Genomic DNA, 2,389 nt, shown 5'->3' with positions numbered 1-2,389 from the left:
ACCCTTGCCGACGGCACCACGCCGCTGCACCTCGCCGGGGCGCATGACACGCCGGCGGTGCGAGACTGGGTCACCTTCCACTGCGGCGCGCCGCTGGTCGGGCCGGCCGAGGCGGTGCTGGCGCTCGGCCGCTGGGAGGCGCTGCCGCTGGCCGAGCTGCCGATCGGCACGCCGGAATACCCCGATCGCTCCGCCACGGTGATCGCCGAGCTGTCGCAACTGAGCGACGAGGGCCCCGCCCTGCGCGGCCCGGGGATCGAGACGACGGCGCGGCTGTCGCTGCCGGAGACCGCGTTCTTCGAGGCCAACCACCGGCTGTTCCCGCTGGGGATCGACAGCTTCCTCACCTGCGGCGACCGCCTCGCGGCGGTGCCGCGCAGCACGGAGATCTGCTGATGTATGTCGCGGTGAAAGGCGGCGAGCGGGCGATCGACAACGCCCATGCCTGGCTGGCGGAGGAACGCCGCGGCGATCCGGCGGTGCCGGAACTGGGGGTGGCGCAGATCCAGAGCCAGATGGCGCTGGCGGTGAACCGGGTGATGGCGGAAGGCTCGCTCTACGACCCCGAGCTGGCGGCGCTGGCGATCAAGCAGGCGCGCGGCGACCTGATCGAGGCGATCTTCCTGATCCGCGCCTATCGCACCACCCTGCCGCGCTTCGGCGCCTCGGAGCCGGTGGAGACGGCGCGGATGGACTGCCTGCGCCGGATCAGCGCCACCTTCAAGGACGCGCCGGGCGGCCAGGTGCTGGGGCCGACCTTCGATTACACCCACCGGCTGCTCGATTTCGCGCTGCTGGCCGAGGGCGAGGCGCCGCGGGCGGCCGAGGCCCCGGCCCTGCCGACTACCGTGCCGCATATCGCCGGCTTCCTGAACCGCGACGGGCTGATCGAGGAGCAACCCGCCTCCGAGGCCGTGCCGGGCGACCTGACGCGCGAGCCGCTGGAGCTGCCCGCCGACCGGCCGCTAAGGCTGCAGGCGCTGACCCGGGGCGACGAGGGCTTCGTGCTGTCCCTGGCCTATTCGACCCAGCGCGGCTACGGCCGGACCCATGCCTTTGTCGGCGAGCTGCGCATCGGCACGGTGGCGGTGGAGATGGAGATCCCCGAGCTGGGCTTCGCCGTGGAGATCGGCGAGATCGAGCTGACCGAATGCGAGACGGTGAACCAGTTCAAGGGCTCGAAGACCGAGCCGCCGCAGTTCACCCGCGGCTACGGGCTGGTCTTCGGCCAGTCGGAGCGCAAGGCGATCTCGATGTCGCTGGTCGACCGGGCGCTGCGCTGGAAGGAACTGGGCGAGGACGCCAGCGGCGCTCCGGCGCAGGACGAGGAATTCGTGCTCTCGCATTGCGACAACATCCAGGCCACCGGCTTTCTCGAGCATATCAAGCTGCCGCATTACGTCGACTTCCAGTCCGAGCTGGAGCTGGTGCGGCGGCTGCGGGCCGAAGTCTTCGCGCAACGGGAGGCGGCGGAATGACCAATCCAGCGGAGGCGCGTTCCGCGCCGAGCCTTCCGCCTCGGTCTGCCGCGGGGCGGCAGACCTCAGGGGCCTCCGGCGGGAGTATTTCGGGCAAAGGAGAAACAGCGATGGGAGAGGGCTACAACTTCGCCTATCTGGACGAGCAGACCAAGCGGATGATCCGCCGGGCGATCCTGAAGGCCGTGGCGGTGCCCGGCTATCAGGTGCCCTTCGCCAGCCGGGAGATGCCGATGCCCTATGGCTGGGGCACCGGCGGGGTGCAGGTGACGGCGGCCTGCCTGAAGACCGACGACTGCCTGAAGGTAATCGACCAAGGCGCCGACGACACCACCAACGCGGTGTCGATCCGCAAGTTCTTCCAGCGCACCGCCGGCGTGGCGGTGACCGAGGAGACGGCGCGGGCGACGATCATCCAGACCCGGCACCGGATCCCGGAGGCGGCGCTGAGCGAGGGGCAGATCCTCGTCTATCAGGTGCCGATCCCCGAGCCGCTGCGCTTTCTCGAGCCGCGCGAGACCGAGACGCGCAAGATGCATGCGCTCGAGGATTACGGGCTGATGCATGTGAAGCTTTATGAGGACATCGCCCGGCATGGCGAGATCGCGACCTCCTATGCCTATCCGGTGAAGGTGGAGGGGCGTTATGTGATGGACCCCTCGCCGATCCCGAAGTTCGACAACCCCAAGCTCTCGGGCTCGTCGGCGCTGCAGCTGTTCGGCGCGGGGCGGGAACAGCGGATCTATGCGCTGCCGCCCTATACCGAGGTGGTGAGCCTCGACTTCGACGACCACCCGTTCCAGCCCGGCAAGGCGGATCACGCCTGCGATCTCTGCGGCGCGGGCGAGAGCTATCTGGACGAGGTGATCACCGATGACGAGGGCGGGCGGATGTTCGTCTGCTCGGACACC

3 protein-coding genes are annotated in these 2,389 nt (G+C 69.6%); all 3 read left to right on the top strand.

The window, feature by feature from the left end; translation table 11 throughout:
• The coding region (phnH, locus tag C5F48_RS23175) for a phosphonate C-P lyase system protein PhnH (protein ID WP_107666052.1) at window positions 1-396 on the top strand (396 nt) is incomplete at its 5' end.
• Window positions 396-1,478 (top strand): carbon-phosphorus lyase complex subunit, encoded by a 1,083-nt coding sequence (locus C5F48_RS23170; protein WP_107666051.1) that lies wholly within the window; start codon window positions 396-398, stop codon window positions 1,476-1,478. The genes phnH and C5F48_RS23170, both read left to right, overlap by 1 nt.
• A gap of 110 nt (window positions 1,479-1,588) precedes the next feature.
• Window positions 1,589-2,389, top strand: an 801-nt coding sequence (locus C5F48_RS23165; RefSeq protein ID WP_107666050.1) for an alpha-D-ribose 1-methylphosphonate 5-phosphate C-P-lyase PhnJ, incomplete at its 3' end; no start/stop codon positions are given.

It is taken from the genome of Cereibacter changlensis JA139 (genome assembly GCF_003034985.1).
GTDB lineage: Bacteria > Pseudomonadota > Alphaproteobacteria > Rhodobacterales > Rhodobacteraceae > Cereibacter > Cereibacter changlensis.
The sequence above is the reverse complement of the archived record's forward strand: the minus strand, read 5'-3'. Positions and strand labels throughout refer to the sequence as shown.